At 69.2% G+C, this 25,555-nt stretch carries 24 protein-coding genes; 10 read left to right on the plus strand and 14 right to left on the minus strand.

The features are described 5' to 3' along the window. Positions 1-78 precede the first annotated feature (78 nt). The gene (locus ACIRA5_RS38340) at positions 79-1,518 is read left to right on the plus strand and encodes a transposase (RefSeq protein WP_403698953.1); all 1,440 of its coding nucleotides are present in this window, start codon (positions 79-81) and stop codon (positions 1,516-1,518) included. Here ACIRA5_RS38340 and ACIRA5_RS38345 read toward each other — a convergent pair. From ACIRA5_RS38345 to tap, 5 genes are all read right to left on the minus strand, one after another. Beyond that, positions 1,470-1,910 carry a hypothetical protein gene (locus ACIRA5_RS38345; protein ID WP_403698955.1) on the minus strand — a complete coding sequence of 147 codons (441 nt, stop codon included), beginning with the start codon at positions 1,908-1,910 and terminating at the stop codon, positions 1,470-1,472. The genes ACIRA5_RS38340 and ACIRA5_RS38345 overlap by 49 nt on opposite strands. A gap of 95 nt (positions 1,911-2,005) precedes the next feature. Beyond that, the gene (locus ACIRA5_RS38350; protein ID WP_403698957.1) at positions 2,006-2,248 is read right to left on the minus strand and encodes a hypothetical protein; all 243 of its coding nucleotides are present in this window, start codon (positions 2,246-2,248) and stop codon (positions 2,006-2,008) included. Between the two features lie 159 nt (positions 2,249-2,407). Then, positions 2,408-2,959, minus strand: a complete 552-nt coding sequence (locus ACIRA5_RS38355; protein WP_403698959.1) for an AAA family ATPase — start codon at positions 2,957-2,959, stop codon at positions 2,408-2,410. Positions 2,960-3,369: 410 nt separating this feature from the next. Then, the gene (gene tpg, locus ACIRA5_RS38360) at positions 3,370-3,948 is read right to left on the minus strand and encodes a telomere-protecting terminal protein Tpg (protein WP_403698961.1); all 579 of its coding nucleotides are present in this window, start codon (positions 3,946-3,948) and stop codon (positions 3,370-3,372) included. 16 nt (positions 3,949-3,964) lie between these two features. Then, complete coding sequence (gene tap, locus ACIRA5_RS38365) at positions 3,965-6,238, minus strand: telomere-associated protein Tap (RefSeq protein WP_403698963.1); 2,274 nt, start codon at positions 6,236-6,238, stop codon at positions 3,965-3,967. A gap of 255 nt (positions 6,239-6,493) precedes the next feature. On the opposite strand from tap, the gene ACIRA5_RS38370 reads away from it, so the two are divergent. The 3 genes from ACIRA5_RS38370 to ACIRA5_RS38380 all read left to right on the plus strand — a co-directional run bounded on the left by ACIRA5_RS38370 (position 6,494) and on the right by ACIRA5_RS38380 (position 9,845). After that, positions 6,494-7,450, plus strand: a complete 957-nt coding sequence (locus ACIRA5_RS38370) for an ankyrin repeat domain-containing protein (protein WP_403698965.1) — start codon at positions 6,494-6,496, stop codon at positions 7,448-7,450. A gap of 261 nt (positions 7,451-7,711) precedes the next feature. After that, positions 7,712-8,896, plus strand: a complete 1,185-nt coding sequence (locus tag ACIRA5_RS38375) for an NAD(P)/FAD-dependent oxidoreductase (protein ID WP_403698967.1) — start codon at positions 7,712-7,714, stop codon at positions 8,894-8,896. A 10-nt stretch (positions 8,897-8,906) separates the two neighbouring features. After that, positions 8,907-9,845 (plus strand): sigma-70 family RNA polymerase sigma factor, encoded by a 939-nt coding sequence (locus tag ACIRA5_RS38380; protein ID WP_403698969.1) that lies wholly within the window; start codon positions 8,907-8,909, stop codon positions 9,843-9,845. 345 nt (positions 9,846-10,190) lie between these two features. Here the strand turns inward: ACIRA5_RS38380 and ACIRA5_RS38385 are convergent, their stop codons facing one another. The 3 genes from ACIRA5_RS38385 to ACIRA5_RS38395 all read right to left on the minus strand — a co-directional run bounded on the left by ACIRA5_RS38385 (position 10,191) and on the right by ACIRA5_RS38395 (position 16,217). After that, positions 10,191-11,162: a hypothetical protein gene (locus tag ACIRA5_RS38385; protein WP_403698971.1), complete on the minus strand. Its 972-nt coding sequence runs from the start codon at positions 11,160-11,162 to the stop codon at positions 10,191-10,193. An 845-nt stretch (positions 11,163-12,007) separates the two neighbouring features. After that, complete coding sequence (locus tag ACIRA5_RS38390; protein ID WP_403698973.1) at positions 12,008-15,016, minus strand: AAA family ATPase; 3,009 nt, start codon at positions 15,014-15,016, stop codon at positions 12,008-12,010. Position 15,017: 1 nt separating this feature from the next. Then, on the minus strand, positions 15,018-16,217 hold the full coding sequence (locus ACIRA5_RS38395; RefSeq protein ID WP_403698974.1) for an exonuclease SbcCD subunit D: 1,200 nt from the start codon (positions 16,215-16,217) through the stop codon (positions 15,018-15,020). Between the two features lie 564 nt (positions 16,218-16,781). Here ACIRA5_RS38395 and ACIRA5_RS38400 point away from each other — a divergent pair. The 3 genes from ACIRA5_RS38400 to ACIRA5_RS38410 all read left to right on the plus strand — a co-directional run bounded on the left by ACIRA5_RS38400 (position 16,782) and on the right by ACIRA5_RS38410 (position 19,376). Continuing rightward, positions 16,782-17,033: a hypothetical protein gene (locus tag ACIRA5_RS38400; protein WP_403698976.1), complete on the plus strand. Its 252-nt coding sequence runs from the start codon at positions 16,782-16,784 to the stop codon at positions 17,031-17,033. Next, a complete protein-coding gene (locus ACIRA5_RS38405) occupies positions 17,030-17,839 on the plus strand; it encodes a hypothetical protein (protein WP_403698978.1) in 810 nt (269 codons plus the stop codon). The genes ACIRA5_RS38400 and ACIRA5_RS38405 overlap by 4 nt, the downstream gene beginning before the upstream one ends. 1,105 nt (positions 17,840-18,944) lie before the next feature. Then, positions 18,945-19,376 carry a hypothetical protein gene (locus tag ACIRA5_RS38410; RefSeq protein WP_403698980.1) on the plus strand — a complete coding sequence of 144 codons (432 nt, stop codon included), beginning with the start codon at positions 18,945-18,947 and terminating at the stop codon, positions 19,374-19,376. Positions 19,377-19,444: 68 nt separating this feature from the next. Here ACIRA5_RS38410 and ACIRA5_RS38415 read toward each other — a convergent pair whose 3' ends face one another. Further along, positions 19,445-20,239 carry a transposase gene (locus tag ACIRA5_RS38415; protein WP_403699280.1) on the minus strand — a complete coding sequence of 265 codons (795 nt, stop codon included), beginning with the start codon at positions 20,237-20,239 and terminating at the stop codon, positions 19,445-19,447. 114 nt (positions 20,240-20,353) lie between these two features. Between ACIRA5_RS38415 and ACIRA5_RS38420 the strand changes: the two genes are divergently transcribed. Further along, a complete protein-coding gene (locus ACIRA5_RS38420) occupies positions 20,354-20,542 on the plus strand; it encodes a histone-like nucleoid-structuring protein Lsr2 (protein WP_403698982.1) in 189 nt (62 codons plus the stop codon). An 89-nt stretch (positions 20,543-20,631) separates the two neighbouring features. On the opposite strand, the gene ACIRA5_RS38425 is transcribed toward ACIRA5_RS38420, so the two are convergent. After that, positions 20,632-21,120 carry an Lrp/AsnC family transcriptional regulator gene (locus tag ACIRA5_RS38425; protein WP_403698983.1) on the minus strand — a complete coding sequence of 163 codons (489 nt, stop codon included), beginning with the start codon at positions 21,118-21,120 and terminating at the stop codon, positions 20,632-20,634. 172 nt (positions 21,121-21,292) lie between these two features. Between ACIRA5_RS38425 and ACIRA5_RS38430 the strand changes: the two genes are divergently transcribed. Next, positions 21,293-22,732: a pyridoxal phosphate-dependent decarboxylase family protein gene (locus ACIRA5_RS38430; RefSeq protein WP_403698985.1), complete on the plus strand. Its 1,440-nt coding sequence runs from the start codon at positions 21,293-21,295 to the stop codon at positions 22,730-22,732. A gap of 619 nt (positions 22,733-23,351) precedes the next feature. On the opposite strand, the gene ACIRA5_RS38435 is transcribed toward ACIRA5_RS38430, so the two are convergent. Further along, positions 23,352-23,585, minus strand: a complete 234-nt coding sequence (locus tag ACIRA5_RS38435; protein WP_403698987.1) for a hypothetical protein — start codon at positions 23,583-23,585, stop codon at positions 23,352-23,354. 8 nt (positions 23,586-23,593) lie between these two features. On the opposite strand from ACIRA5_RS38435, the gene ACIRA5_RS38440 reads away from it, so the two are divergent. Next, positions 23,594-23,779, plus strand: coding sequence for a hypothetical protein (locus ACIRA5_RS38440; RefSeq protein WP_403698989.1), 186 nt, complete (start codon positions 23,594-23,596; stop codon positions 23,777-23,779). On the opposite strand, the gene ACIRA5_RS38445 is transcribed toward ACIRA5_RS38440, so the two are convergent. The 3 genes from ACIRA5_RS38445 to ACIRA5_RS38455 form a co-directional block, all read right to left on the minus strand. Next, on the minus strand, positions 23,766-24,020 hold the full coding sequence (locus tag ACIRA5_RS38445) for a hypothetical protein (protein WP_403698991.1): 255 nt from the start codon (positions 24,018-24,020) through the stop codon (positions 23,766-23,768). The genes ACIRA5_RS38440 and ACIRA5_RS38445 overlap by 14 nt on opposite strands. Further along, positions 24,017-24,247 carry a hypothetical protein gene (locus ACIRA5_RS38450; RefSeq protein ID WP_403698993.1) on the minus strand — a complete coding sequence of 77 codons (231 nt, stop codon included), beginning with the start codon at positions 24,245-24,247 and terminating at the stop codon, positions 24,017-24,019. The genes ACIRA5_RS38445 and ACIRA5_RS38450 overlap by 4 nt, the downstream gene beginning before the upstream one ends. Before the next feature lie 208 nt (positions 24,248-24,455). Next, positions 24,456-25,544: an alcohol dehydrogenase catalytic domain-containing protein gene (locus ACIRA5_RS38455; protein ID WP_403698995.1), complete on the minus strand. Its 1,089-nt coding sequence runs from the start codon at positions 25,542-25,544 to the stop codon at positions 24,456-24,458. Positions 25,545-25,555: the final 11 nt, after the last annotated feature.

Consider the following 25,555-nt stretch of genomic DNA (forward strand, 5'->3'; position numbering starts at 1 on the left):
CCGGACGTGAACACGGCCTTCGACTGATCCTGTGCTCCGACCAAAGATGCACCTGACCAGTACGAAGACCGTGGGGGAATGAGTCTGCTGCATCACGATGCCCAGCGAGACGCGTTCGACTTCGCGTCACACTTCCGGGAGGATTTCTACGCGTGCCTGACCCGGCGCGGTGACACGCTGTTCGAGCTCACGGACGCGATGCTCTGCGAGAACGGGCCGGTGACCTCGCCGGTCGACCTGACGCTGCTGGCTGAACACCGCCGTGGGCACGGCGCGTTATACGACGCCTTGAACCGCGGCCGTATCGACGTGGACGGGCTTCGCCGCGCGCTGGCCGTGCTGCCCCAGCCGAAGGTCGCCGACAACCGGCTCGTCCTCGCAGTCGACGTGAGCAACTGGTTGTGCCCAGACGCGCCGACCAGCCCAGACCGCTTGTTCTGCCACGTCTACGGGCGCAACGGACGCTCCAGCGACCAGGTCATCCCCGGCTGGCCCTACTCGTTCGTCGCCGCCCTGGAGACGGGCCGCACGTCCTGGTGCCAGCTGCTGGACGCGGTCCGCCTCGGCCCCGACGACGATGTCGCCGAGGTCACCGCCGCCCAGGTCCGCCGCGTCATCACCGACCTGATCGATGGCGGCCAGTGGGAAGACGGTGACGCCGACATCCTGATCGTCTTCGATGCCGGCTATGACGCCCCGCGCACGGCCTACCTCCTCGGCGGCCTCCCGGTCGACGTGCTCGGCCGGATGCGCTCGGACCGGGTGATGCGCAAGCCCGTCCCTGCCCCGTGGATCTCGCTGCCGCAGGGCGGACGACCCCCGAAGCACGGCAAGGAGTTCCGCTTCGCCAAGCCGGACACCTGGGGTGAGCCGGACGCGGCGACTGTGCAGGTCACAGACCGGTACGGCTCCGCGCAGGCCCTGGGCCGGGACCGTATTCACCCCCGGCTGACCACCCGCTCCGCGCGGATCGACCATGAGGGCGAACTCCCCCTCATCGACTTCGAGGCCGACTCGAACATTGACCCGGCCACCATCCACACCCTGGCCTCCCGCGAGTGGATCAAGAAGGGCGAGCCGCTCTGCCTGATCGGTGACTCCGGCACCGGCAAGTCGCACCTGCTGATCGCGCTGGGCGCCGAGGCCGCCATGTCGGGCTTCAGGGTCCGCTACGTGCTGGCCAAACTCGTCAACGAACTCGTCGAGACCGCCGACGAACGGCAGTTGACCAAGACCATCGCCCGCTACGGCCGTGTCGATCTTCTCTGCATTGATGAGCTGGGCGATATGGAGCTGGACCGCAGGGGCGCTGAGTTGCTGTTCCAGGTTCTGACGGAGCGCGAGGAGAAGAACAGCGTCGCCATCGCCTCGAACGAGAGTTTCAGCAAAGCGCACATGTTCCGGCGAACCCGTGCAAGGTGCTGCCGAACTGCGGCAGGTTCGACGAGGCACAGCGGGAGCTCTCGTAGTCAGACGTCCTGTGGCCATCCGCCCAGGGCCTGCGCCAGACGCTCGTGAAGCTCCGGATCGTCCGTCGTCGCGGCGAGGCGATAGGCAGTCGGACCGACGCGCCAACCCGAATCGTGATCGAAAGGCGGTTGCTGTCCCGCTGCGTTATGCGCGAGCTTGGCCACCAGTTCCGCGAGTGCAAAGTACAGAGCGTGTTCCTCAGCCAGCGGGTCTTCTCTGCTCAGGCTCCGTCGCCGGATTCGGTCGAAGACTTCGCGGCCCCGCGGCCACTGGTCTTCACGTTCTGCCAGGATCAGGGCCTCGTCGATCTCTGGTGACCGCCCCATCTTCCGGGCCGTAGCAGCAAGAACGCTGCCTGCCCAAACGACGGGTTCTTGCTGTTGCTGGAACAAGTTCCGCCCCCAGATATAGAGACGCTCATTCGTCGGCAGGTCAGCCATGATCGCTGCAATTCTCGTGGCAGAAGTGGCGGAGATCGGCGGCGAGAGCGGACAGATACTCACCGGCTGAACAGTAGGTCAGAGGTCACCCGCCGTCACCGTGATTCCGGGCCGGGCAGACGGCCTGGATCGATGCGATCGGCGAGGTAGATCATGGTGGCTTCGGGGTCCATACCGAAGGCGGCGGCGACGAGTTTGGGATCCATAGTGTTGACCAGGTCGAGCAGCCGAGTGCATCGGATCATGCGGGGCGGGAAGCCGCAGGCATCCAGAACGTGGCTGGCATAGGCAGTGGACGCCGCCCCCCGGCCGGACTTCGTTTGGCGGGTGACCATCATGTGGGGATTGTCGGTCCGCTGAGATTCACGGTGAGCCAGACAGCGTTCCAGCACTGTCCATGACGCCGGGTCCAAGGGGACCGGATGCGGGCGCTCGCCGAGCCGGGCGGTCCTCGCCCGCGGGTCCAGATCATTGCTCTGCAGCGGCCACGGCCGCGCTCAGTCCCCGGACGTTCCTCCGGCTCGGACCCGGGCCAGCACCTGGTCGGCCAGCTCCTGCGGAGTGAGCTCGCCGTCCAGGAACACCGTGTCGCTGGGCAAGGTGTCGGCCGCGGCCATGCACGGCGCGATCCTGTCCTTGCACCAGCGCCGAACTTTCTCGTCCTGCTCAGGGCTGTCCGGGGTGAAACTGCGGCCGTCGATCCTCTGCTCCAGAACCTCTCCGGAGACCTTGAGGAAGAAGTGGTGGACGTCGATTCCCGCGTCCTTCAACGCGCCGAAGATCTCACCGACATAGCCAGAGTTGACCAAGGTCATGGGGACCAGGACCGGGCGGCGATGCTCCTCGACCAGTCCCACCGCCAGGTCGGCGACCTGGCGTCGCCACAGCCGAAGGTCCTGGAAGTCGCCGGTCGGCACCTCCACGATCTCCCGCAACACATAGCCGACCATCTCCGGGTCATAGACCAGCACCTCGGGCCAGCGCGGACGCAACTCATCCACCAGGGTGGTCTTCCCGCTGCCGAACGCACCGTTCACCCAGACGATCAACGCGATCCTCCCACCCTGTTGCCATGCCCCGTGTCGGGCCCGGCATGTCGGATCAGCATGCCGCGCGGTCTGGGTGGGGCCAACTTCCACTCCCAGATCAGGTCCGAAAGATCGCTAAGTGGGGCCGAAACCCGCCGCCGAGCGGAACCAGCTCACGTTGTCGAAGCCACCCACGTTCAGCGGAACCTGCAAGCCTTGGCCCGTGTTCCGTCGCAGGCGATGTGGTCCTGGGCTCAATGGAGTAGATATCCGGACCTGAGTGCCCGGGCCGACCGCCGCCCCGGGCACCGGCCCGAATGCGCGGCCCTGCTCACTACGGTGGCCTATCGGGTATCAACAAGCCTGCTTCTGTGTCGACTGTCGTGCTTCGGCTCAACGGACATCGATGGGCAGGGCGTGGACGAAGCTGTTTAGAACGAGAAGTCGATGTAGTCGATGTCCGTGAACTCGACTTCGAGGTTGTCGGCGCGCCTTCCGTGGTCTTTGAAATACGTTTCCTGAAGTCCTTCGGCGATGACTTCATTGGGTGTTTGGTCGCCGATGCCCTGTTGGGCGTCGAAGAGCCGCCGGGCGTAGTCGGCGGGGAGGTGGACGGTGATGCGGCGCTGACGTCCGTCGTCGGTCGTGCCGATGGGTGCGGTGTAGCCGAACCGGGCTCGGGTCTCCACAGTGATCCCTGTCGTGGTGGCGGCCTTCTTACGGTTCCGCTTACGGACCTGGGGCTGCCAGCGGGCGCGGACCGCCAGGTCGATCCTGGCGGCGATCTCGTCGGGCGGATTCTTGCGGGCGCCTCGGCGGTAGCGGTTCACGGAGTCCGCGGTGACGCCGATCTCCTGGGCGACCGCTTTGGTCGTCTTCAGCTTCCTCATCAGGAATTTGATGCGCGCCTGGAGGGTCTTGGGAGGCTCGCGGGTGAAGGTTTCCTGGCTGGCGCGTTCGATGGCGTCGTTGACCAGGGTGTCGTCGGCACCGGCGTTGCTCGTTCGCATCCGTCGCACCACGGCTCTACTCCCCTTCGTCCATGACGGCGTCGCCGCCCTTAATGTGGCGGGCGGGGTTGTAGCCCTGCTCCATCAGGTCGACCGCCCACGCCATCTCCTGGACGCCCTCCACCTTGGCCAGGCCCGGGGTGGCACCGAGGCGGAACGTGCCGAGCACCGGCTTGCCGTCTTTGGTGTGTGGGAGGAAGTCCAGCGGCGAGGCCCCCTCGCTGGCGTAGACGACGCAGTCGGACAGCACTCCGAGAGGGTAACGGCCCGTCAGGGCCGTGAGTTTGGCCATCTTGCGGTGCATGTTCACCCGCGCCTTGGCGATGACCGCGGCCCGGACATCCGGGCGCCAGGTCGGGCGCTCCAGCGCGGGCCAGCGCTCACCGTCGGTGTAGTGGCGTCCCTGTGGGCGCTCGCGGAGCTTGCCGATACCACCCTTGATAGTCGACTTGATGGCCGAGAGCACCATCGCGCCCTGCCGGTGCCGGCGGATGGCCGCCTCCAGGTTTTCGTCACTCTGGTCGGCCAGATGCAGGAAGTCGGTGTGGTCCGCGGCGAGTTCGCGCAGTACGGTGCGCAGCGCTTCGAGGTTGTCGTCGTTGGCGGCGCGGTAGGCCTTGTGCAGGGCCATCGCGGTGAGGAACGCGGTCGCGTCGGTGTCTTTGTCGACGGGGATGCCCATGTCGGCGGTCGTCGTCACGTACGCGTCTTTGAGACGGTCGTGCCAGGGGTCCAGGTATGCACCGGTCTCACGGCGCAGGTATGCCTCGATCGGCCGTACCTCGTAGCCGAGTTCGGCGGCATACGCCACGGTTGGGGTGGCGTACCAGGCCGGCCCCTCCGGGCGCTGCCCGGAGGGGGTGAACGGCGAGGGCAGGCGTGGGTCCAGCTCGATGTGGGAGAGGTCCACCAGCCAGCTGCCGGGGATCTTCTTGTCGAAGGCCGGGGAGGTGATGTGGACCGGCTCGCTCAAACCGACGGTCAGTCGGGCGGCGGCCGCGAGGAACGCGGTATTGATGTCGAGGCCCACCGCGTAGCGCAGCGTGCATTCGTCGCCGGTGAGTAGCTCGGGGTCGCGCACCCACTGGTAGGCCTCTTCGTCCAGGAAGCCACCGTCCCAGCCCTGGGCGACGGGATGTTCGAGCGGGGCTTCTGGCGGCGCCGGGTCGACGGGCTCGGTGAGCGCACCTGGGTTCGGCCCGGGCATCCACTCCCCCGTCGTGTCGTCCTTGACCGCGCGGGTGGGCGGCCGGGTCGCGGTCATCAGCTCCAGCCCGGAGACGGCTGTGGAGCCGCGCGGGGTGATGACCCGGGACGCGTACACGCCCAGCACCCGGGCCAGGTCCGCAGGATGCAGGTCTGCCGCGTCGCCCCAGGCGCGGGTGTCGAGGGCGTCCCAGGACAGGATCGCCAGTTGTACGCATTGGCGCTGGTTGCCCTTGGCGGGGCGGTAGATGCGGGCCCACGGGCCGAAGCCGCGCTGGGTGAGCTGCCACTTCGCCTTCGTGATCTGCTTGACGACCGGGTGGTCCTGCGGCAGCCGCAGGCTGCGGCGGGCCTCCGGGCCCTCCAGCCGTGCGGGCAGCCCGAACCGTAGGGCGGCCGCCTCGGTCAGCACGATCAGCGGATCGGAGTCCTTGCCGTTCTTGTTCAGCCGTGGCGCGCCGATCCCGGCCTCCTCCAGCACCCAGTCGACCAGCTGCGGAACCGTCGTCGCCGGGCATTCCAGCAGCACGCCGCCCAGGCAGTAGGCCGTACCGTCGCCGTCCAGTACGGCCAGCGGCCCGTTCGGAAACCGCGGATCAGCGGCGGGCCCGGCGGCCCTCGTCGTCGCCGGACGCCGAAAGGTCGATGTGCGGGGCGTGTTCCTGGCTGCGGTTGCTGTTGGGGTGGTTGCCGCTGGGGCCTGGTTCAGGGCTGGATAGGACGCGGTGGGGCTTTCGGCTGCCGTACGGTCCGCAGGGGACGGAGCTGCCGAGATGGACGTCTGTGGGGCCGCGGCCGCGGTGATACTGGCCGGGCTCGGCTCGCCTACCGTGGAGGGAGGGTGCTGCGCAGCCCAGCCTTCCAGCAGTCGCAGGTATGCCTGGAGACGGGGCGGGCGAGGCTCGCTTCGTCCGGCCTCCCAGTTCTTGACCGTCTGTGTTGTCGACTTCAGCGCCTGGGCGAGGCGGGCCTGCGTCACGCCGGCCGCCTCACGTAGCCGGGCGCGCTCCGCGGGTGACGGCAACTGCGCCTCACCTTGCAACAGTTGGTCGACGGCCGCGAACAGCTCTTCCTCGGTCGGCATACCCACGACCCTAGCAGGATTTAACTTCTGATTTAGCCTTGGTCTTAACCCTTCAGAGTGTGGCGCGCGCCTTCTTGTGACGCCGACCGATAGTCGGCCATTGTCCGGTGCCACCGAACCTTGACCATGTGCCATCGAACTTTGAGTGGACGTGCGTTCGTGTCATCGAAGTTTGATCGCGCTGGTCGGTCCCTGGTGTCGGACCCGTGTGCGAGCGTGTAGCGCGAAAGCATGCGACGTGTTGGAGGGGGGTCGGTGGCAGCAGTGAGTGACAGCTGGGCTGGCATGGGCTGGGACTGGACGGATGTCGACGACATTCGCCGGCGTCTCGGCGAAGGCGCCGATCCAGAGAAATGGAGCGGGGGCCGACCGCTGCATCGCGCAGCGGTGTTCGGGTCCTCGGAGGTCGTCGCGGAGTTGGCTGGTCGAGTTGCGGATGTGGACGCGCTGGAGAACGGGGTGACGGCGCTTTGGGAGGCCGTCGTGTCCAGGAAGTCGGAAAGCGCACGAGCCCTCGCCGCTGCCGGGGCTGATCCTTGGCGGCTGTCGATCGGCGGCTGGTCACCGGGGCGGCTGAGCCTGGCTGGACCGACGCCGGGCCTGTTCCCGGTACCGGAATGGGTACGCCTGACCGACACGGAGCATGCGGCAGCGGAGGAGGCCAATCGGCTCATCACGGCGCTGGGCGCGTTCGACTACGACGGTACGGGGCTGGCCTGCGTGGCCGGAATCGACGCGGCCGAGGCGGTGCGCCGTCTGGAGGCGGCGCCGGTGGAGGACGAGGTCATCGATGAGCTGCTGGAAGATCCGTACGAGTACGACAGGGACGAGAGCTTGCAGATCATCGGCGTGACGTCCGTGCCGGGCGGCTGCGTCCTAACACAGCCCTGGGGGTACGCGCCGCAAATGCTGGGCGTGCTGACCCGGATGTCTGCCGGCACGGTCTGCTACGGCCTGTACGCCAATCCCAAGAGTGGCAACCAAGGCAGCATCGCCCGTCATGGAACTGTCGAGGGCTGGGACCTGCACCGGGGCGGGGGACCGCACGAGAACGACACCTCCGAGGAAGTGTTGGCTTCATACCTCTACCAGCACAGCGCCGTGGCCTACGCCTGCGCCTTTGCAGGACTGCGTCTGGCCGACAGGCGTGCCGTGGTCGGGCCTCCCGATGTGTGGGGCGAACTGCCCCGCCGCGACTACTGGAGCCACTGACTCAAACAGACCATCGTCGCCGTGCTGTCACACCTGTCGCTCAGATTTCGGTGGCACGCACTCAAAGTTCGATGGCACGGGACAGCCATCTCGATCCGTAGTTGGCCATCGCCCCGTTTCGACTGCCCAGGACAGGCCCATGCGTCTGGCGGAGGCTCAGTCACTCGTCCTGGTTCGGTGACCCGCGTCACACCTGACTCCTGTCAGCAATCCGGGCGCCGTCTCGTTCGAAGGGCACGCGAACGAGACAGGAGCAACGCCATGAAGCACCGCATCGTCGTACTCGGCGCCGGATATGCCGGGGCCTTCGCCGCCGGGAACCTGGCCCGCCGGCTCTCCCCCGCCGACATCGAGATCACCGTCGTCAACGCCGTGCCCGACTTCGTTGAGCGGATGCGGCTCCACCAGCTCGCGATCGGCCAGGACCTCGCGTTCCGCAAGCTCGCCGATGTATTCGAGGGCACCGGGGTGCGGCTGCGCCTGGCGCGTGTCACCGGCGTCGACCCCGAGCGCAGGACCGTCGCCGTGACCGGCGAGGACGGCGAGCTCGCGTACGACACGCTTCTCTACGCGCTCGGCAGCTCCGTAGCCCACCATGGCGTCCCTGGCGTGGCCGAGTACGCCTTCGATGTGACCGGCCGGTCCTCGGCGCTGCGTCTGCGCGAGCGCCTGGCCGGACTGGGTGAGGGCGGCACCGTGCTGGTCGTCGGTGAGGGGCTGACCGGCATCGAGACTGCCACCGAGTTCGCTGAGTCCCGGCACGACCTCTCGGTCGCGCTCGCGGCCCGCGGCGAGCTGGGCGCCTGGCTCTCCCCGAGGGCCCGCCGTCACCTGCGCCAGGCCTTCGACCGGCTCCGCATCACGGTCCACGAGCACACCGGCATCGAAGCCGTCGAGCCGACACGGGCGATCGCCGCCGACGGTACGTCCATCCCGGCCGACGTGACCGTGTGGTCGGCCGGGTTCGCCGTGCACCCTCTCGCGGCCGCCAGCGGCCTGGAGGTTGCCGAGACCGGCCAGATCGTCGTCGACCGCACCATGCGCTCGGTCTCGCACCCGGACGTCTACGTCGCCGGTGACTGCGCCTACGCGATCGGCGAGAACGGCCGGCCGCTGCCGATGTCCTGCGCCTCGGCCGGCTTCACCAACATGCAGGCGACCGCCGCGATCATCGCGCGCTTGACGGGCAGCGGGGTCCCGACCACCGGGCTGAAGTACTACGGCAACCACATCAGCCTCGGGCGGCGGGACGCGATCTTCCAGATGGTGGACGGAGACGTCCGGTCGAAGTCCTGGTACCTGGGCGGCCGGACCGCCGCGCGGCTCAAGTCGGGCGTGCTCAAGGGGGCCGGGTGGGGCATCGCCCACCCGACCTTCGGCATGCCGAAGCGCAAGCGCCGCCTGGCCACCGCGCCTGACCGGGCCGGTGCAAGGGCGGCTGCATAGGCTGTTCCGCATGGACAGCGCAGCCATCGATCGGTTCGAGGCCAGCCGGGGCCGGCTGGCCTCGCTCGCGTACCGTCTGCTCGGCTCGGCCGCCGACGCCGAGGACGCCGTGCAGGACACGTTCCTGCGCTGGCAGGCCGCAGACCGCGAACGGGTCGAGATGCCGGAAGCATGGCTGACCAAGGTCGTCACCAATCTCTGCCTCGACCGGCTCCGCTCGGCGCAGGCGCGTCACGAGCGAGCGGCCGGTGCCTGGTTGCCCGAGCCGCTCCTCGAGGGCGACCCGATGCTCGGCCCGGCCGACACCTTCGAGCAGCGCGAATCGGTGTCCTTGGCCGTATTGACCCTCTTGGAGCGCCTCTCGCCGGTCGAGCGGGCCGTCTACGTCCTGCGTGAGGCCTTCTCGTACAGCCACGCCGAGATCGCCGGGATCCTCGACATCACCGAGTCCGCGAGCCAGCAGCATGTCCACCGGGCCCGGATCCGGGTCGCCGCCGAGCGCCGCCCCGGCGGCGAGGCCGACCCCGCGTCCGCGCGCCGGGTCGTCGAGGAGTTCCTCGCCGCCGCCACGTCGGGGCGCACCGAACGGCTGGTGGCGCTGCTCACCGCCGACGTGACGGCGGTCTCGGACGGCGCCGGACTGGGCAAGCGGCTGTTGCGGTACAAGACGCGCGAGCGGGTCGCCTCCTACGTGCGGGCCGGCTTCAAGCCCACGCCGGCGAAGCGGCGGCTGGCCGGCGGCTCGCCCGCGATGCATATCGCGCTGGTCAACGGCTCCCCGGCCGTCCTCGCCGTGGTCGACGACCGGGTCGTGGGCGCCGTGGCGTTCGAAGTCAGCGGTGGCAAGGTCGCGTCCCTGCACGGCATCGCCGCCGCGGACCGGCTCGCGCGCCTCAACGAGGCCTGGCGGCAGCACGAACCCGACGCGCCGGTCATCAACGCATGGTGACCAGAGCCACCGGAATCCAGTGACCTGAGTCGGAGCGAGGACTGCGCTGCGCCCCTTAGGCCCCGCGCCGCACAGCAGCGCGGGGCCTAAGCACGTCGGTCTCCCGATTCGGACTCGGCCATGCAGCTCGGATCCCCGATGGCCGACTATCGGTCGACACAGTGGCCGACTACGAATCGTCACGGAGGGCCGACCAGGGCGGATCCGAGCGCCCCTGGCCACCTATCTCTCGAAGTCAACTTCTCGTTCGGCTCGGAGGTCCTGTCGGCCGGTGGCCGGTTCGATTCCCTGAGCAGCCGTCAGTGGCTACCGAAGGCAGCCACTGACGGAGGGCCGGTGCCGGTTTCAGAACGGGGAGATGATGCGTTCGAGCCGTGAGGTGATGGCTCCTTCGTTGCGGCCCAGTTCCCGTGCCATGTCGCTCACCGGCGTATTGCAGGCGTGGAGCTCGCTCAGCCGCGCGTCTTCTTCCGGTGTCCAGCGTTCGTAGGCGCGCGGATGGGCCTGTCGTTTCTCCTCCACCGTGTAGGCCTTGGGCTGCTCGGGTGCCGTCACGGCCTTCTGGGCGGGCACGAGGTCCGAGGGGTAGGGGACTAGTTTGAGGCCATACAGCTTCCAGCGGATGGAGTTCTCGCTGCGTCCGAGCTCCTGAGCCAGCTGGGCAGGGCTCTTCCCTGCGTGGTGGCCCTCGCGCAGGTACAGCTCGGCCTCGTGCGTCCAGGGAGCACCGGGGTGGGCCGCTTTGACTCCGGCCGGAACAGAAGGCGGTGCAGCGGGCAGGACGGGAACGAGGCAGGCGCTCGCCGCGGAGGTGATGAGGCGAGCGACACTGTCGAGGTCACCGCTGTCGATCTCGCCGGTGAGTTCGCCGTGGATGATCCCGTCGGACGAGCAGATGATGACGGTCAGTTCCACCCGGCCATCGTCGACGGGGTCCGCGCTGAGGCAGTAGCGGCGGTGTGCATCGCCGATTTCCAGTTTGACGCCGGGTGCAGCAGTACCGCGGGGCGTGCGGGCGGGTGGCAGGGCCTTGGCTGCAGGGCTGTCGGGCTGATAGGCGGGGGCCAGCAGTTCGTGGACGTGCCAGGAGGCCGGTAAGCGCTCTCCCCCGTCGAGCCGGTAGGCATTGTGGCTGGCCTCCAGTTCACAGTCCGCGTAGAGAACCGTCAGCCTCTGGCCGGCAAACACGCCGGTCGCCTCCCCGGGGCCGGCCGGGACGGTCAGGGTGCCTTTGCGGGGTTCGGTCTCGAGGATGACGGCATCCGGATCGCCGTGCCAGGCTCCGCGTTCATCACGGAAGGCATAGATGAGGATCATGGGAGGAATCCTTTCGTGGGCCGGCTGCAGCCGAGTGCGGCAGCGCGGTCAACAGCACAATTCGACCAAGGCATGGACCGTCATCGCTACAGCGGCGGGAGTGGTGGCGTGAAGTCGGCGACCAAGACACGGACTTCTTGCAGCCGTGTTCCCGCAGCCGGCAGGGCCTGCGGCGAAGGCGGCAAACCTGCCGCTGTGCAAGCCGCCGCACCTACCCTCGGCTGAGTGCACCGGGCGTTCATCCGCTCTGCCTGCAGCTCGCCACCGGACTGGCTGCCAGGCACGCCCGGGTGCCGCTGATTCCCCCGCAGCAAGCTGAGCTGACGGACAGCCTGCGCCAACTGCTTCCACGCGCACGTCGATTCATACCTGTTCCCCCGATGACGCCGACATCGGTGACATGTCACCGTGCCCGCCGCTTCACAGCGCAGCATGCCCGAGCCGAACGTATTTCGGTGCACTCACATGAACGGTTCTCCGGCAGTGACCTGCACACCCCCCTACACATACACCTGTTCAAGGGGCTCACAGTCGTATGTGACCGCGCTCGCCCGCCTGAGCGCGATCGACGGACGGCCCCAGCGTCCACAGCACACAACAGCGTTCTCCTCCACCGCCATTCAGGCGGACGCCAAACAGGAACGACGCAGGCTGCGGCTGCGCCGTCGGTACGCCGGGCCCCCGCAGCATCACTCACACGTCCATCGCCGCGAGGCCGGCAGCCGGAGCAGGCATCTCCGGTACCGCTGCGGCAGGCCGGAGATTCGCCCCACGGGTCCTCGGCCTTGCCGCAGCGGATCTCCCCGTAGAGGCACCTGGGGCAGCAGGTGGTGTGGAGGGGTGGGTCAGTCGGAGGCCTCGGTGAGGTGGGCGAGGCTGGACCCGACAGGGCTCTTACGGACGTGGAGGCGGTGGGTGATACGGCGCTTGAGTTCGGGGACGTGGCTGATGACGCCGACGGTGCGGTCGTGGGCGCGCAGGGAGTCGAGGACGTCGAGGACCTTGTGGAGGGTGTCTTCGTCGAGGGTGCCGAAGCCTTCGTCGATGAAGAGGGTGTCCAGGGGGTTGCCGCCGGCTTCGTGGGTGACGACGTCGGCCAAGCCGAGGGCGAGGGACAGGGAGGCGAAGAAGGATTCGCCGCCGGAGAGGGTGTCGGTCTTGCGGGGGCGGCCGGTCCAGGAGTCGGTGATCTCCAGGCCGAGGCCGGAGCGGGCGCCGCGGGCGGCTTGGTGGTCGGAGTGGGAGAGGGTGTAGCGGCCTTCGGACATGATGTACAGGCGGGTGTTGGCGGCGGTGACGACTTCTTCGAGGCGGGCGGCCAGGACGTAGGCCTCCAGCTGCATGCGCACGCGGGCGCTGGGTGAGTTGCCGGTGACGAGTTCGGCCAGGTGGCGGGCGGTGTGGTGAGCCTGCTCGAGCGGGTGCAGGCGCTGGGTGGCGGCGTCGAGGTCGGCGGCTAGGGCGGTGAGTGCCTGGCTGCGGGTGTGGGCGGCACTGGCGGCGGCGGCCGCCTCGGCGTGCTGGTCATCTGCGGCGGCCCGTGCAGCCGTGGCGGCGTCGAGGTCGGCGGAAGGCTGCGCGGCGGCTTGCTGCAGTGCCGGGTTCTCCAGGACTGCGGTGTGCGCGGCGCAGGCCTCGCGCCACTGAGTGATCTCTTCTTCGATGGCGCGCAGGTCTTCGTCTTTGAGCAGGGCCTGCTGGGCGAGTGCCAGGGTGTCGAAGCCCTGGTCCTTGGCGGCGAGGGTGGCCTGGTCGGTGCGGTGCGTGAGGGTCTGGACGGCGGCGGCGAGGCTGCGGGAGGCGTCGGCGGTGTCTTTGAGGCGGTCGGCGGTGCGGGTGAGGTTGTCGGCGTGGGCGGCGACGGTGGGATGGGTACCGCGGGCTGCGGTGAGCTTGGCGGTCAATTCGGTGAGCTGCTGGGTGAGGGTGTCGTAGTGGGCGTTGCGGGCGGACAGGCCGGCCGTGGCGGTGCTGTGCTGCTGGGTCTGGACTGTGTGCTCGCCGTCGAGCGTGAGGAGTTCTTCTTGGACGGTGCCCTGGTCGGCAGCGCGGTCCAAGGCGTCGGTCAACTCCGTGGTGAGCGCGGCGTGCTGGGTTTGGAGGTCGGTCAGTGGGGTGTCGCCGGCTTCACCGGTGGCGGTGGCAGCCTGTTCGCGGAGCCCGTGGAGCACGGCTGCGGCGGCTTTCTGTGTGGCCTTGGCCTGCTCGTGGAGGGCTTCGGCGTCCTGTTCGTCCTGGCGTGTGGGCTGCCCGTCCTGGGGAGCGGCGGGCGCCGGGTGGGTGCAGGATCCGCAGACCGGGCAGGGGGTGCCGTCGGTGAGGGTGGAGGCGAGTTCGGCGGCCATGCCTTCGGTGCGTCGGCGGCGGACGATGAGGTACGTGTGGCCGGTCTTATCGGTGGCTGTTTCTGCATCGGCCAGCTGCTGTTCGGCTTCGGCGATCTTGGCGAGGTGGGTGTCGCGGCGGCTTGCGGCTTCGAGGCGGGTCTTCAGGCTGTCCAGGGTGGTCTGGTGGCGGCGGCTTTCTTCTTCGGCCTGACGGGCGGCTTCTCGCCGGGTTTCGAGGGTGCGGCGCCGTGAGGACTCTGCTTCGAGCCAGTCCTGGGCGGTGCGTTGCTGGGTGGCAAAGTCCTGCCTTTCGGCGTCGGTGCGCTCCAGCTCGGTGGTCAGCCGGCGGACGGTGTCTTCTTCGGGGATGAGGGTGGTCAGGACGGCAGCTTCGGCGCGAAGACGCTGCTCAGCAATTTCCAGCTGGCCGACGTCCAGGTCCTTGTGTCCGGGCAGCAGGTGCTCGCGGGCAGCGCGCTCGGCCTTCTGGGCACGGGTGCGGTCGTCTGCGGCGGTGTCCGCAGCGTGCAGCAGCGGTGCCGCCTGTTGGGCACGGCGGGCCTGGTCGCGGCGCTGGACGAGTGCGTCCTGGTGCGGTGTCTGTTCCTGGAGCAGGTCGAACTGCTGCCGAGCGTTGGTGTAGGTGGCTTGCTGCTGGTGGAGTTCGCGGGCTGCGGCTTCGGTGGTCTGCTGTCCTGTCAGGTTCTCCTTGGCCGTTGTGGCTGCTTGGACTGTTTTGGTGTGGTCGGTGTGGCTGACGCTGAGGAGATCCTGGGCCCAGGCGCGGGCGGGTTCGGTCAGAGTGTGCGGGTCGTCGGGGGTGGGTGCCGTGTACTGGGTTGTCAGATCGGGTCCGGCGGCCTGGTGGATGCGTTCGGCCAGGCGCAGCACGTCGGCGCGGGCGGCGTCGCGGTTCTTCTCAGTGGTGCGGCTGTGGTCGTTCAGCCAGCGCTCGATGAAGGAGAAGCGGCCGGTGCGGAAGAGTTTGCCGAGGAGTTCTCGTCGGCCGTGGGCGTCGGCGTGGAGGAACTTGGTGAATTCGTTCTGCGGCAGCAGGACGACCTGGCAGAACTGGTCCCGGCTCATGCCCAGCAGGTCGGTGACCTCGACGGCGGCTTCCTGGTGGGACTTGCTGGAAGGTTCCCAGTGGCCCTGGCCATCGGCGTCGACGGCCCATTCGCTGAGACGGGTTTCTGCCTTCTGGGAGGTCTCGCCTTCACCGGATCGCTTGGGGCGCATCTGGGCGGGGATCCGGTCGATGAGCAGGCGGCGTCCTGCGAGGGTGACTTCGAGGGTGACTTCGGTCAGGAGGCCGGCGGGAGCGTGGTGGCTGCGCAGCAGCAGGTCGCGGTCGCCTGGTGGTTTGCCGTAGAGGGCAAAGCAGATGGCAGCGAAGATGGTGCTCTTGCCGGCTCCGGTGTCGCCGTGCAGGAGGAACAGGCCGTCGGCGGACAGGGCGTCGAAGTCGATGGTGTGGGTGCCGGCGAAGGGTCCAAAGGCCTGCAGGCGCAGGGTGTGCAGGCGCATGTCAGACGGTTTCCCTCTGCTGCTCGTTCAGGCGGGATGCTTCGACGGCCTGCTGGAGCAGGTCGTGTTCGTCCGGGGTGGGGTCGGTGCCGCGCATGCTGCTGATGAAATCGCTGGCGATGTCGAGGTCGCCGCGGCCGCGGATACGTTCGCTGTAGGTGGGGGTGTTCGTGGCCTGGGCAGGGATCAGGGCGGGCCGGTGCTTGAGGCTGGCGGTGTGGGGGAAGCGGCGGCGCAGGCGGGCCATGGCCTCGAAGGGCAGGGCGGTGTCGGTGAGGGTGACCTCCAGCCAGGCGTCCTCCAGCGGCTCGTGGGCGGGGTTGGTCAGGAGGTCTTCCATGAAGCCGGTCACGCACTCCAGGCGCAGCGGCACGGGGCAGAGCCGGTGGGTGAGGGCGGGAACGGCGTTGGGGGTGAGGTCGACCAGGGTGATCGACTTGGTGTGGCGGGCTTCGGAGAAGGAGTAGGCCAGCGGGGAGCCGCTGTAGTGGATGCGGTCGGTGACGCGCTGGGGGCCGTGGAGGTGGCCCAGGGCCACGTAGTCGATCCCGTGGAAGACGTCGGCGCCCACGTGGGCGACACCGCCCACGGCGATTTCACGTTCGCTGTCGGCCTCCGTGCTCTTCTCGCGTTCCTCGGGCTGCCCGGTGCCGGGGGTGACGAAGGCGTGCGCGAGGACCACGGACCGGGTGCCGGCCTGCTGGTTGTTGGTGAGGTCGGCGTGGATGCGGTCCAGAGCCGCGGTCAGCACGGCGCGGTGGGAGACGGCTTCGGCTTCCAGGCGGTCGCGAACCATCGACGGCTCGAGGTAGGGGATGCCGTACACGGCGACGGGGCCGTCGGCGTCTTTGAGGAGGATGGGAACGTCGCAGGTGCCGGGGTCGGTCCTCAAGTGGATCCCGGCACGGGCGAGGAGGCCGGATCCGACGCCAAGGCGGTGCGCCGAGTCGTGGTTTCCGCTGATCATGATGATCGGCACGTCGAGGTCGGCGAGCTGGTGCAGGGCGCGATTGAACAGGCGCACGGCGTCCAGGCTGGGGATGGCCCGGTCGTAGATGTCGCCTGCGACGAGGATCGCGTCGACGCCCTCGTTTCGGGCGGTGTCGACCAGGTGGTCGAGGAAGGCTTCCTGGGCGGGGATCAGGTCTTCTGTGTGGAACCGGCGGCCCAGGTGCCAGTCCGAAGTGTGCAGAAACCGCATGAGCACAGACAGTAACCACTGAGACAGTAGCTACGTGCGGTTTTCCCGATAAGCAGCCTCATATCAGAGGCAGTCGGGGCAGAAGCAAACGCTGGATCCCGCTGCCGCCGTCAACCTTGCTCGCCCCGCACTGCGTCGGTGAGACACCTCTCCCCCCGGCGTACCCCGTCCAGCGTCTGGTCTCCGCCTGGACCACCGATCAGCGGTCCACACCCGGCCTGCCCGATCCGCCATGGCCGGTGATGCCGCCGGGCAGCGAGGATCGCCAACAGCCCTGTTCTGGAACGCGATGCCCGGTCAAGGGCGCTGCGGCCACGCTCCGGCTGTGCTGCGGTGCCGGGCTCCTCACCTCCGGGAAGGAGGCGCACGACCGTGGACACTTCCTGCTCGCTTGTGGGCTGTGACCTGTTCTTTCACGTGGAGCATGCGAATGACGTCGGTTGCGGCTCCGCTGCTGCCCGGCTCGCGTGAGCGCGCCGGGCGCTGCCACTCTTGAGGCATCGCGCCGGGCGAACTCCCGCCCCACCGGCCCGTATCCGACCACACCCGCCTGGAGGCGTCGTCATGTCCACCGTCCCGTCCGCCGAGCCCGCCGACGCCCGGCAGGCCGCGCCGGTCCCGCCCGCGTCCGGTCATCTCGGCGGCGGCGAGGCCGCCGTCGTCATCACCGCCATCGCCGCGGTAACTGCCCTGGCCGTCCTCGAGCGCCCGATCCCCGCCGTCCTGACCGCCCTTGCCGCAGCGGCCTGTCTGATGCTGCTCCCTGGCCGCACGGGCCGGATGCTCGCCGCGCTCGCCACCGGCAGCCGCGGATGAGCCGCGCGCAGGCCGGGCCGGTGGAGCTGGCCGTCCTGCACGGCTGGCTGCGGGCCGCCAAGGGGAAGCTGACCTTCGACAGCCTCGCCCGCCGGGCGGGCAAGCGGGGCATGGCTGTCTCCGCGTGCACCCTGCGCCGGGCTCTGGACGGCCGACTGCCCACCGAGCGCACCGTCGTGGCGTTCGCCCGCGGCGCGGGCAGCGATGAGGACACGGCCCGGCAGGTGTGGGCGGCGGCTGCGGCAGCCGTGCGGGCACAGCCAAACCGGCCCCGCTTTCCCCAGGTGCCGGGCCGGATCACCACCGGGGCCGGACTGGTCCGGGCCATGCGACGGGTGCGGGAGGCGGCGGGCAGTCCGAGCCTGCGCCGGCTTGTGACCGCGCCTCAGGCCGAGGGCCTGCTGAGGCGCAGCACGCTTCATCTGGCCCTGACCGGGCGGCGGCTGCCCAGTGAGCAGTTGCTGACTGCCTTCGCGGCCGCGTGCAGCGCAGGCGAGGAGACCGCCGACGCGTTGGTCGCCGCTCGTCGGCGGATCCTGGCCGGGCCACGGCCGCTGCCGGCGTACCCGTGCGACGCCGTCGAGGAGGCGGAGGACCGGCGGTTGCGGGATGCAGCCGCCCGCCCCTGGCTCGCCGACGAGGACGACGGGGAACTGGACTGGTACGAGCGGCATTTGGTCGACGAGGAGGATGCGGAGTACCGGCGCCTGGCCGCGTGGGTCGACGACCTCACCGCCGAAGAGCTCAACGAGCTGCAGCAACCGACAGGGGAGCTCAATGCCGGGCGCGAAGCGGAGCCGAGGTGAAGAAGGTGCTGTGCAGGCCGGTCCACAGCACGTCGGCCGGCGTGCCAGGCGGCCCGCGGCCCCGGAGACGGCGCAGACCGAGGCCCGGGCTGGGCTGATGTTTCGAAGACGCTGTACCGCACCGGCGTCTGGGGATCAGCGGTGATGTCCCGGTTCTGCCATCGCTTCGCAGGCCGGGTGGGGAGATGACAGGTTCAAGGGACGACGCCAGGGCAAGTGCGTCGCGAAGGACTGTGCGGTGCTCTGGTTCTTGCCTCGCGTTCCGTCGGCGGTGCGGTGCAGGTGGCCAAGGACGGTGAGCCAGGCCTCCCTCACCGTGGCCGTGGTCGGCAGACTGTGCTGCGTTGAGAAGCGCTGCGCGGTGCGCGCTGGCCGAAGGTGCTGCGGCGGCGTTCGTCCTGCTGGCGTTCGCGTCGGCGGCACTGCCGTTCAGGTTCTGGTCCATCCAACCAAAGCGTGGTTCTTCTCAGGTCTTCGTCCGCGGTGCGGGCCGCCTCGGCGGCCGGGCTTCCAGTGCCCAGGCGTTGTGCGCGCCTGGGACTGCGTCCAGTAGAAACGTCGCATGTGGTGGAAGCGGACGCGGTTGGCTGTCCTGACAGTGTGCGGTGCGGCGGACTGCTGGCTCTTGTTTTCACTCCGCTCACAGTGCGTCTGGCGCGCTGGGTGACGAGCGATGACTGGCCTTTGTGGATGGTCCTGGTCGGGCGGCGGCTGTGGTCCGGTTCCGATCTCTACCTGGCGGCCGGCCTGCGCGTGGCTGACGGGCCAGCCGCAGCCGTGCTGGATCCGTCCAGGTGCCGGCCATGTGCCCCTGTCGGCGGATCACCCACAAAAGCCACGGCCTGCCCTGCGTACGGGGGCGAAATCCGGTCGACTCCGTGCGGCCGGAGTGAGACGCCGTGGGACACAGGTGGACACCCATGGACACTGATGTCAGCGGTCACGCTTTTCCCCACGATCTACATGATCAGCGTCACGTAATTCGGCTCTGGCGAAGATCTTGTGATCCACGCGGCGATGCTGATGTCGGAGTCTTGGAGTAACTGTCACGGCTTCGGAGCCGGGGCCAGCAGTCGGGTCCTGTTGTGCCAGTAGGTTGGGGACTGTGGCACTGGCGCACATAGTTCTCACTTCAGGCCGCTCGATCGAACTCTCGGACGTGCGACTGTCCTCGACGTATGGCGGGATGTTGGAGGGATACCCGTTCCGGCGCTGGAACGACCTCAAGCTGGAGCGCCTGCTCAGGAGCGTCGAGAAGGATCGTCCCTCAATTCCTGTGCACCTGGTCGCGCCGGTCCGGGAGCTGCCAGACCTCCCTGCCGGTGGTTTCGGCCCGGTCGAACTGTTGCCTGCAGTGACGTGCGTTGGGTCGTTCACCTCTCAGCCGATCGATCCGGAACGAGAGTCGGTGCTGCACCACTCTGCACTGACCGTCGTGTGGTTCCAGGCGACTCCCGACATCCCGTCAGGCGAGGACGCCGATCACGGTCTCCGCAGCCTCTGCTGGGACGACGCCGCGAGAGACTTCGAACGTTAAGAAGGTCAGCTTCAGCGCGTTCGGGCGACCGGTTCTCCTGAAAATCCCGTGCTCCGGGGCCGGTCAGATCAGGTCATGACGAGTATCCGTTTGCGGAGCAGGTCGAGGTTGGCTCGGCCGTAGCCCTTCCGCTTGATCAGCTTGATGCGCGTGACCTGCCCCTCGACCTGGCCCGAGCTCCAGGAGCTGGACAGGCCGGCCACGACTGCGTCCTGGTCCCGGCGAAGGCCGGCGACCAGGGAGTGCAGAGCCGGCAGGTCATCGGTGAGGACGCAGTCCATCCAACCGGGCAGCAGGTCGCCGCGTCGGTCGTGAAGCATGGCGGCGAAGTCGCGAACGTGTCTGGCCGCGGCATCCAGGTGTGGGCAGGCGGTTCGGATCTCCTTGAGTTCCTGCGCGTCGCCGATGGTCAGACGGTCCAGGGCGGTCATGATCCAGCGAACCACCCGGCGGGGCCGGGCCGCAGGCCTCGGTACCCCGGGAAGCCCGCTCTCCTTCGATGAACGGAGGTAGCGGCGGACGGTCTGGACGTCTCCAGGGAAGCCGAGTTCCCGGACTTCGCGGTGGAGCCGGGGAATGTCGTGACAACCCTCGTTCCACCTTTGGTGCAGGCAAGGCTTGTACTTGTCGAGGATGGACTGACGGTTAACGGCCTTGACCAGCAGTTCGTCGATGCTGGCGGCACGGGCGAAGCGGCGGACGGTGGAGTGGTCAAGCCGCAGTTCCCGGCCGATCGCCGTCAGGGACTTGCCCTCGGCCAGTCGCTCCTGCACCGCCGCGTAGCGTTCCTCGGTGCGGGCCACCAGACGCCGCGGGCGGCCGAGGCAGTCGCGCGAGCTGTCCGGAGGGCCGAAGTGCGGCATCGTGCCGCTTGCCGTCTCCGGCTCACGGGCTCGACTCGTTGCGAACGCGGAGCGGATGCAGGTGTGGTGCGAGCCGACGGTCTTCTCCACAGCCTCGGCGAGGTTCCGCCACAGATGCCAGCCGTCGGCAACCTGGACAGCCTGGGGAGCACCGCGAAGGGGGCGGGTCGGGGACGCGAGGTCGCCGCGGACGGTCCCAGTGCGGGAGAGGTTCGTGCGTGGGCTCGCGAGAACGGCTATGAGGTGAACGACCGCGGTCGCGTCCCCAGGGAAATCCAAGACGCGTTCGACGCCTCCCACTGACCCACGAACGATCACCCCCGGCGCAATGCCGGCCTCGGCCTTGCCTATCCCCGGGCCCACGTCTGCGCAGGTGAAGCCGTGTCGTCCGGTCAGATACGTGGGGCGGGCCAGGAGTTGAGGGGTAGCGGGCCGCGGTCGATGACGGTGCGGATGCAGAAGGTGCTGCGGGCGTCGCGAACGGGACCGATGGCCAGGATCTGGTCGGTGAGCACCTTTTCGAAGGTGCGCAGGTCCGGCACGGCGAGCTCGACGAAGAAGTCGGCGTCGCCGGAGACCACATGGCAGGCGACCACGTGGTCGATCGCCTTCAGCGCCTCTTCGACCTCTTGGGAGGTGGTGCGGGAGTGCTCGACCTTGAGGGAGAGGAACACCGTCAGCCCGAGGCCGAGGCGCTCGCGGTCCAGGTCGGCGCGGTAGCCGGCCAGGACTCCGTCCTCCTCCAGTGCTTTGGTGCGGCGCAGGCAGGACGAGGGTGACAGGCGTACGGCCTCGGCGAGGTCGACGTTGGGGGTGCGTCCGTGGCGCTGGAGGTGGTCCAGGATCGCCCGGTCGATGCGGTCGTACAGGGGGCGTGGCATGAAATGCAGCGTACCGGCAGTATCGGCGAACAATCGTGCGCTGCGGCGCCGTACCGGCACTCACTACGCCATCGCATGCTGCGCTCGGCGGCGCATTCTGGTCACGCGCTGCGGCCGCCAAGCCGGTCGGCTGCCGCCTCCGTACTCCCTCTCACCGCCATCGGACTGCCTCATGCACCCCTTCCCCCTGGAACCCGACCACGCCACGATGACCGAAATGGGCCGTCTCGTCCTGGACCGCGTCGTCGATCGCACCGAGAACCTCGCGGCCCGCCCCGCGACCAGTCCCCTGTCGCCGCGGGCCGAGGCCGACCTCGTGGAGTCCTTCCTGGCGCCGCCGCCCGCCCGGGGCGGTGCCCTGAAGGCTCTGCTCGCGCGCCTGGACGAGGCCGCCGACTGCGCTCTGGAGACGGCCGGGCCGGGCCACCTGGCGTACATCCCGGGCAGCGGTCTGTACTCGGCCGCGCTCGCCGAGTTCTACAACCGTGCCGTCAACCGCTACGGCGGCCTGGCCTCGGTGGCCCCGGCCCTCGCCGCGCTGGAGGAGAGTGTGATCCGCTGGATGGCCCGCGATGTGTGCGGGCTACCGGAGGGCAGCGGCGGGCTGCTGACCAGCGGCGGCTCGATGGCCACCTTCTCCGCGACGGTCGCTGCCCGCCACCACAGGCTCGGCGAGGATCTGACCGGCGGCACCGTCTACACCACCGCCTTCGCCCACCACTCCGTCGCCAAGGCCGCCCGCCTCGCCGGGATCCGCGCCGCGCACATACGGACCGTGCCGCACACCCCGGACCTGCGGATGGACCCCCATGCCGCCGCCGCGATGATCCGCGCCGACCGGGACGCCGGGCTGCGGCCGTTCCTGCTGGTGGCCACCGCCGGCACCACCGACACCGGCACCGTCGACCCACTGCCCCAGCTGGCCGACCTGGCCCGCCGCGAGGACGTGTGGTTCCACATCGACGCGGCCTACGGAGGCTTCTTCCGGCTCACCGCACGCGGCTCAGAGCGCCTCGCCGGTATCGAGAAGGCCGACTCGGTCACCCTGGACCCGCACAAGACCCTGTTCATGCCGTTCGGCACCGGCGCCCTGGTCGTCCGCGACATCGCCGCCCTGCACGCCGCGCACAACGGCACCGGCAGCTACCTCCAGGACATGGGGGCGGCGGGGAGCGTCCCGGACTCCGGTCACCTCGGGCCCGAGCTGACCCACGAGATCCGCGGTCTGCGGGCCTGGCTTCCCCTGCACCTGCACGGGGTGGACGCCTTCCGCGAGGCTCTGGACGAGAAGCTCGACCTGGCCGAACACGTCCACGACACACTGTCCGGCGTCGCGGAACTGGAGGTCCCGCAGCGCCCGGACCTCTCCACCGTGATATTCCGCTTCCGTCCCGCCGACGGCAGCCGGGCCGCCGCCGAGCCGGCGGACGAAGCAAGCCGCCGTCTGCTGGAGCGGATCAACGGCCACCAACGCATCGTGCTCTCCAGCACGGTGGTCGACGGCCGCTACACCCTGCGCGTCTGCGTGGTCTCCCACCGCACCCACCACGACCGCATCACCGAGGCGCTGAAGATCATCACTGCCGAGGCCAGGCGCCACACCACCGCGTAGCGATCTCCGGCCATCTGCGATGCTCAGAGCGGCCAGCTGAAGTGCCCCGACCACACATCGGCGTACCGCGGTTCACTGGGAGACTCCACAACCATTCACGGGATGCCCACGCTCTGTGGGCCGCGTTTCAGCAGGTCAGCGAATTCCGTCGGTAGCCCGGTAGCAGGGGCCGTAACCGCCTGCCGGAGGGCTCGTTGCTCACGTGAGCCTGGCGATGTGCCCACCGTACGGCGCCGGGCTTCCCGCTATCCTCCGGCCAAGGGCCGCCTTTACGGTGATCACCGTGACCACCCGCCGCACTCTTGGCACCGGCCCCGAGGCTCCCGCGCAAAGCATCCGCGCCGCCCAGGCCGACCTTCTCGACACACTGCCCGGCCTCCATCTGCCAGACCTCGGCGAGTTGCGAGCCCGCGGAGTCCTCGGAGCCCACCCCGCAGCGCCGCCAAGCCCGCGACGAACCCTCCGCGCCGGCCGCACGGACAACGCGGTGCCGCATAACTCCGACCCGCTCCGGACGGCGTAGACGACGGCAGACCGCCTCTCCCCGCTGTGTTCGAGCTGTGCTGTCCGGCCTACCCTCAGCGCTAGCCCGGTCCCGTGACGCTCTGGCGGGGCCGGGCTACTTGCTGCGCGAGCACCGTCCGAAGACCGCCTGGCGCAGCGTCGGATACTGCTGGCGCAGGTCGGCGCGGCAGTGGGGACAGTGCCGGCCGTCCTCCGGCGGGGCGACCACGAGGTCGTAGCCGAGCAGGCCAGTGATCAGACCGCCGCACCGTTCACACGGCGCGGCCTCGGGGGCCGGCTCGGGATCCGGGTCAGGTTCCTGACTCCAGCGTTCCCTCTCCGCGTCCACTCCTGGTGTTGCCTCTCACGTCCTTCGTCGCGGCAGCGTTGCTCGTCGCGGGCGTACCAGGCGTCGTGGTCGGCGGGGTTGGCGAGGGCGTCGGGGAGGGTTTCCCACTGGCCGTGTCCGCACCGCCACCACACCGCATCGCGGGGGCCGCCGGTCTGGAGGCGGTCGAGGGCCCGGGCCTCAGAGCAGGCTGACGGGCAAACCTCGCCGGTCGGACGGCCAGACGGCAGGTACGCCATCCCCTCCCGTCACGGCCAGCGCACCGCGCTCCTCCAGATTGCACAGGTGATAGACAACCGAATCAGGGCTGCGCAGCCCTACCAACCGGCCGACCTCCCGGACCGTCAGGCCCTCGCCGTGTTCCTCGATCGACCGCCGGATGCAGGCCAGGATCTGCTCCTCCCGCACGGCCAGATGGGCAGGATGCCGGTTCACCGCTGCGCATCCAGGGCGCGGGCCTGGCTGCGCAGTTCCATGCGTGCTGCTCGCATCCGGCCGGACCCCGACCAGAACGGATGCCACCAAAGACGAGCCGACAGCATCAGCAGACGGCGACGGAGCACCGTGTTCGCCACGGGGCGAGGCGCGGCGAGAGCGTCGTAGGTGCGGTTCCAGGCTCTTTGGAGCTGGACCAGGTCGTGAGGGAAGGGCGCGGACTCCATCACTCCATTAGCGCACGTGTTCGAATTTCAGCTCAAGTCGACGTACCTCAGTTGCTGGTGCGCAGGAGTGGCTTCGTTCGTTTCACATAGCAGCGATTGTTCGTCCGTTCGGGCAGCAGTCGGTGATCTTGAGACTCGTGGTTGTTCACGAGAAATAGCAGCAGCATGGCGGGGCGTGGTGCTGACATGTGGGGATCAGTCGGTCTTCTCAGTGAGCCGGTGGGGTGAGGGCGGTGCGGTCGAACGGGCCACCATGTGAGGCGGCGTAGGTGACGGCGTCGTTGACGGCGTTGAGGCCGAACGACCGGACCCGTTCGGGGGCGAGGTCAAGGCGGCCGGAGGCAAGGAGCCGGATGATGCCGACGTTCGCTGTACGCGGGTACATCCACTGGCCGCGCACGGTGACCGAGTTGCGCATGATCCATGGGTACGGGAGTGCGAGGTCGTCGCCACCGAGCATGCCGACGCCGCCCATGAGGACGACTCGGCCGTATTCGCGCACGGTCATGGCTGCCGTGCGCGCTGCCGAGCTGGGTGCGCTCGGCGGTAGCAGGTCGATCACCATGTCGATCGGGCCGTCGGCCGCCGCGGACATCGCCGCGCGGTCGCCGGCCTCGTCCCCGGTGAGCGGGACTGGGCGCACGAGCGGACCGAACCGGTCAGCGAGGAGGTCGAGCGCGGCCTGGTTGCGGCCTGGGGCGACCACGCGGCCCGCCCCCATGGCGAGCGCGACCGCGACCGCACTGCTGCCGAGGTTGCCGGTGGCCCCGTTGACGAGCAGCGTCTCACCGGCTGCGAGCCCGCCGGCCAGCAGCCCGCCGTAAGGGATGACGTGAACGCCGAGCGCGGCCCAGCGGGCCGGGTCGTCCCCCGCCGCTGCGGGGAGCGGGAAGACGTTCTCCGTCGGAACCCGCATGAGCTCGGCGAACGATCCGTCGTGCAGGTGCCGGGCGAGGCGCGCGCCGCCCTCACCGCGGGAGCTCCAGCCCTGGAGCGTGATGTCGGGCGTCAGGGCGTCGTCCCGCGAGCGCACCGTCGAGTCGCACCACACCAGGTCACCGGGACGCAGCCGGGTGGCGTCCGGGCCCACGTGGACGACCAGTCCCACGCCGCCGATGCCGGGCACGACGGGAGGGACCAGGGGGTAGTTCCGCTTGCCGCCGAAGACCTCGGCCGCGTAGGGCGCCACGCTGGCGGCGAGGACCTCGACCACCACCTCGCCGCCGCCGGCCTGGGGGTCGGGCACCTCCCGCACCGTGAGCGGGGCGCCGAACTGCGTCAGAACTGCTGCTCGCACGTGATGACCTC

The organism is Streptomyces sp. NPDC096311, from assembly GCF_044763085.1.
Lineage (GTDB): Bacteria > Actinomycetota > Actinomycetes > Streptomycetales > Streptomycetaceae > Streptomyces.